Source organism: Streptomyces botrytidirepellens (assembly GCF_003721215.1).
Lineage (GTDB): Bacteria > Actinomycetota > Actinomycetes > Streptomycetales > Streptomycetaceae > Streptomyces > Streptomyces himastatinicus.
In genome coordinates this window covers 1-4,679 of record NZ_RIBZ01000146.1, presented here as the reverse complement: position 1 = coordinate 4,679, position 4,679 = coordinate 1, and the positions used below count along the sequence as shown (strand labels likewise).

Genomic DNA, 4,679 nt, shown 5'->3' with positions numbered 1-4,679 from the left:
CGCGGGGGCGGTGGGGAGTGGGCGAGCTGCCAGGGGCGGGTCAGTGGGGTAGGACGGCTTTGACGCGCCGGGCGAGCCAGGTCGCGACGTTGACGGGAACCGCATTGCCGACCTGGAGACGCTGGTCGTCCTCATCCCCAGCGAAGATGTGGTCGTCGGGGAATCCTTGGGCTCGGGCTTTCTCTCGGATGGTCAGCGGCCGGTACTCGCACTCGTCGATGCTCAGCTCTGCGGTCGGGCGTGCCAGGTAGTGGTGGCCGCCGCCCTTCGCGGTGAGCGTGCCGATTGGAGCATCCAGTGAGCTGGCCGAGCAGTGGTTGCGCAGGGTGACGATGAACGGTTTGCCGCGGTACCTCTCCAGACCGGTGGCGACACGGTCGCGCGTGGCCTGCACATAGGGTTTGTAGGCGCCCTTGAAGTGATCGAAGTAGCCGTCGCCGAACCTGTCCCCGCGCACGCTCGGATCGATGACGTCGCCGATCCCGCGGGTGACTGGCTCAACGTAGGCTTTGCAGCGGGGGTTGGGGCACACGTAGTAGTACTGGCGGTTCTCGCGACCGTATTCGCCGACGGGGAAGTCGGGGTTCTTCTTCCAGTGCTGGATGCCCTCGACCGGGCCGCAGGTGGGGCACATCGCGTCGCAGGTCGGCCGGAGGTCGGGCAGGCCGTGCGTCTCCGCGACGTCGTTGCGCAGGAAGCACCACACCACCCGGTCCCGGGACTGCGGCAGCGGAGGAATGCCGTCGACCTTCAGGTGCGCGGCGTTTACCGAGGCGATGACCGGGGTGTAGCCGAGGGCTTCCCACACCTGTAGCCATGCCTTGAACAGCGTGGAGGTACCGAACTGTGCGACGTTCTCGCCGACGTAGGCCAGAGGTCGGTGGACTTCGGCGTAGCGGACGGGTTCCCACATGGTGATGCGGGTCTGCGGCCAGTCCGGGCCCGGCTTCGGGCGGCCGTTCTCATCCAGTTCCACGGCCTTGCGGGGGGCGGTCTTGCCGCCTGCGGGGGACGCCTCGGTGCAGATCGGCGACGCGACCAGTACCTGGGCGGAGGGCACGCAGCGCATGTCGATGGTCTGCACGTCGGCCGGGTTCACGAACAGGCCCGGAAAATTGATGCGGGCAGTTGCGCACGAGGCTGGGTGGTGGTTCGCGGCGTACAGGGACAGATACCCGGCTTGGGCGAAGCCGAGCATGTCCCCGTTGCCGCCTGTGAAGAAGTGAACCGATGTGTGTGTGAAGTCCGCCAGGGGGCCCGCTGTCTTCGCCGCCTGCGGAGTTGTTGCTGCCGTCATCGCCAGAAGTTCCTTCCAGACCGGGAGTTGAGAGCCCGGAGCCAGACGGGGAGGGGGTTGGCCGGGCAGTGACGGCACCTTGTGGAACGGCAGATCTAGCCCCACAACTACCGCCACAGGTGGCGAGCCCCGTGGATGGCGCCCGGCAGCACGGGCAACGCGACGGCAACAGACCGGGCCAGGTGGACAGGCAGCGGCCCCGCCTCGTGGCAGTGGTGCGCACGAGGACGGGGCCGGTGTGTGGAGGATTGGTGGACGGATACGGCTTGGATCTCAGTCCAGGTCGCTCACTTCGGCGAGGGCAACGGCTTCGCGGTGTCCGTCTGCGTGTTGGAGCTCCACCACGGCCGCGCCCTCGGCGTTGCGGAGGGTCCTGGTGAGACGACCGCTTCCACTGGGGCCGGTGACGCGGGTCGGTGAGGTGGGGCAGAACTTCCAGGGGGTTGTGGGGATCTCATCGAGCCAGTCAGCTGCCGCCTGGGAGACGTGCTCGAAGTGTGCGGCGAGGCCTTCGACCTGCGGACAGGAACAGCGGACGTGGACGATGTACGTGTCGGGGGCCGTGTGACCGATGCAGATGGGCGGGACCGGGTCCCGGCCGAGGATGTGTACGCGGTTGTGCTCGACCTGCCGGGCGTCGGCGCGCCGCCGCTCTGCGAGAGCGCTCAGGGCCTTGCGGATGCCGGTGTCCTGGTCGGGGTCCGGGGCGCCGAGGAGGTGGCGGTTGTCGTCGACGTTGAGAGCGGTGAACTCGTCCGCGTCGGTGGCAGGGCGGGGAGTGCGGAGCACGGCGTAGACGGCGAGGGTGAATCCGATGTGCGAGAGAACCCAGTCGGCAGCTTCGGGGGTCACGATCAGTGTCTCCAGTCGTGGGGAGTGCGTCGGCTGTGCCGTGCCGGGGAAGGCGAGGTGGAGCCCAAGGCGCGGCGGTGGACGGATCGTGACGTGGAGCAGGGCTAGCCGAGCAACACCCCGAAGATGGCGACGGGCCCGAGCCGCCGCGGGTTCGGCGACGAGACGGGCTCGGGGAAGCCGGTCAGGCGGCCTGGCTCAGCAGCTCATCCGCTTCCGCTGAGCTGGCGCGTCTCTGGGAAGTCGCGGCGAATTTGCTCATGGGCCACGGGCGGAACCTGCGGGTAGATCTGTGGGCGGCGGAGCAGGGCGCTTTCGGCTCGGGTGACTTCGTGCAGGAGCTTCAGTGCCTCGTCCCTGCTGGCGATGGGCTCGCTGTAGTGGTCGCTGCTCCTGGCGGAGACGATCCAGCCGGTGAGCCACTGTCCGTCATCGTGGGAGGGGTAGAACTGGGCTGCCGCTAGGTTCTGGCCGTCTGCCTCATCGCGGTCGGGAGCGGCAACGCGGGTTTCGTAGCGGTTGCGGTCCAGTTGCACTCGGACACAGGTGCCGTGGAACAACGGGGTGCGTTCGGTGGTAGCAGTCTGCCAGGCTCGGGNGGGGTGCGTTCGGTGGTAGCAGTCTGCCAGGCTCGGGCGGTCGCCGAGTAAAGGCCGGCGAGTGGGTCGGACTGTCTGCGGCGGGCCTGCTCCCGGCTGGCGTGACAGGGAGCAGGCCCGGAAGCAATGAAGTCCGCTGGTCAGAGCGAGGGTTGACCATTGGGGTAGAAGGGCGGCTCGTTCAGACAGCTCGGCCCGCCTCGGCCGGAGTGCAGTCGGGGCGGGCCCAGGGAAGGGGCTGCAGTCAGTGGAGGCGTGAGGCGGTCAGAGGCGGCGGACGGATCCGGAGGCAGACTTGGCTGTGATGGTCATGTCGGGTCGCTGCGAGCCGTGCAGCGTGATCGAGTTGGAGGCTGTGTGGACGTCGACGATGCCGCTGGCCTGGGCGGCGATCGTGAAGGTGACGGGCCCGGATGCGGCGCGTACGCGAGCGTGCTGGCCACTGTGCTGGCTGACCTTGACCGATCCGGACGCGGCGTCGATGTCGATCCGCTCGGTGATCGTGCCAACCTGCACGGCCCCCGAGGCGGCCTGGATCTGGGCACGGCCCGCGCTCGCCAGGTTCACCGATCCAGAGGCGGAGTCGATCTTCGCGGCAGGTGGCCGAAGGCGTGGACGCTGCCAGAGCTGGTGTTGCTGCTCAGAGCGGATCCGGACGGCAGCAGAAGCTCGATCTCGATGCCCTGATGGCCGCTGTTGACGGTGACGCCGGAATCGTTGATGTACATGTCGCCGGTGGAGCTGTAGAAGTAGGAGTTGCCCGACACCGAGGTGTAGGTGCGGTTGCCGTGGCGGACGGTCCGTGACGATGTCGTGATGCGGGGCACGGTGACGGTCAGCTGGTTGCCGTTGTGCTGGATGCGGGTCTCGCGGGCGGCCTGGGCGTACGGGCTCTTCGGGTCGGTGCAGTACACGCGCACCGTCGGCACGGAGAGGGAGGCGTCGACAACGGTCCACAGGGTGGCGTCCTGGGCTGTGACGGTGGCCAGAACGGGGCCGGGCTGCTGGTCATCCCCGGTGAAGGTGTTCAGTGGCTCGACGCCGTTCTTGGCTGCTTCGGCGAGCATCGTCTGGTCCGCGGGCTGGGACCTGACCTGGGCCGTGGGCTGCTGGGCGCCGCGCTTGACGAGCTCGAAGTTTGTCAGCTCGTGGGTCTCCCTGGCAGGTAGGGGGCGCGCCAGGCCGTGGCCAGCCCGCGCGCCGGGGTCCGGCCCTTGGAGGGGCCGGGCAAGTTGCGGTGGCCCTTGTTCGGCGGGGCCAGGAGGACTGTGGCGGGGCGGAGGGTTAGCGCCGCAGCCACGGCCGCAGGCTCGGCCTCAAGGCTCCGCAGCCGTCCCGTTTTCCGGGCATTCTGCGCAGGTCAGCGTGTAGGCGGGCGGGCAGGCTGGGAGACATCCCGGTGTGCGGAACCGATGTCTCGGACCGTTGTCTGGCAGGTCCGTCCTGCGGGACGGGGCCAACCGCTCCTGCGGGCCTGTGCAGCGCCGGGCGGTCACGCGCGACGGTGGGCGGGTGCTGCACCCTGGAGGCGGGGCAACGCCAAAGTGCCGTCTCCTGCCAGCTGGCTGAGGACGGCCCAAGGGGCGTGGGGTTGCACGGCGGTGTCCACGTGGTCGGCGTGGACGTAGGCGGTGATGTAAGGCTCGATGCGTCCGTCGTGCTCGGGCTCGGCCTCCCCCACCGAAGGGAACGTCGTCGGCCGTGACGAGCAGCAGCTGCGCTGTGCCTGCGGCCGAGGAGGTGCCAGGCGCATCGGCCGCGGGCGAGAGTCCGTGTGCGGCAGCCTGGATGCAATGACTCTAGTGCGGCCGGGCCCACTGGTTGCCGCAGATGTAGGTCAATCTCCGGCTCGTTGTGGTCGTCGAAGATCAGGGCTTCTCCGGCCGGTGGAGGGTTGGGCACGATGCGGGTTGCTCCCGAGGCTGCGTATG

The 4,679-nt window shown here is 68.8% G+C and carries 5 protein-coding genes; all 5 read right to left on the bottom strand.

What is annotated here, in order from left to right; all coding sequences use genetic code 11:
* Positions 1 to 40: 40 nt before the first annotated feature.
* Positions 41 to 1,252 carry a DNA cytosine methyltransferase gene (locus EEJ42_RS10895; RefSeq protein WP_281291427.1) on the bottom strand — a complete coding sequence of 404 codons (1,212 nt, stop codon included), beginning with the start codon at positions 1,250 to 1,252 and terminating at the stop codon, positions 41 to 43.
* A gap of 318 nt (positions 1,253 to 1,570) precedes the next feature.
* Positions 1,571 to 2,149, bottom strand: a complete 579-nt coding sequence (locus EEJ42_RS10890; RefSeq protein WP_123099750.1) for a hypothetical protein — start codon at positions 2,147 to 2,149, stop codon at positions 1,571 to 1,573.
* Positions 2,150 to 2,355: 206 nt separating this feature from the next.
* Entirely contained in the window at positions 2,356 to 2,685 is a 330-nt protein-coding gene (locus EEJ42_RS10885) for a hypothetical protein (RefSeq protein WP_246096346.1), read from the bottom strand.
* A 327-nt stretch (positions 2,686 to 3,012) separates the two neighbouring features.
* A complete protein-coding gene (locus EEJ42_RS52690; RefSeq protein WP_246096344.1) occupies positions 3,013 to 3,315 on the bottom strand; it encodes a DUF4097 family beta strand repeat-containing protein in 303 nt (100 codons plus the stop codon).
* Positions 3,312 to 3,815, bottom strand: coding sequence for a hypothetical protein (locus tag EEJ42_RS52685; protein ID WP_246096342.1), 504 nt, complete (start codon positions 3,813 to 3,815; stop codon positions 3,312 to 3,314). Before EEJ42_RS52685 ends, EEJ42_RS52690 begins: the two co-directional genes overlap by 4 nt.
* Positions 3,816 to 4,679: the final 864 nt, after the last annotated feature.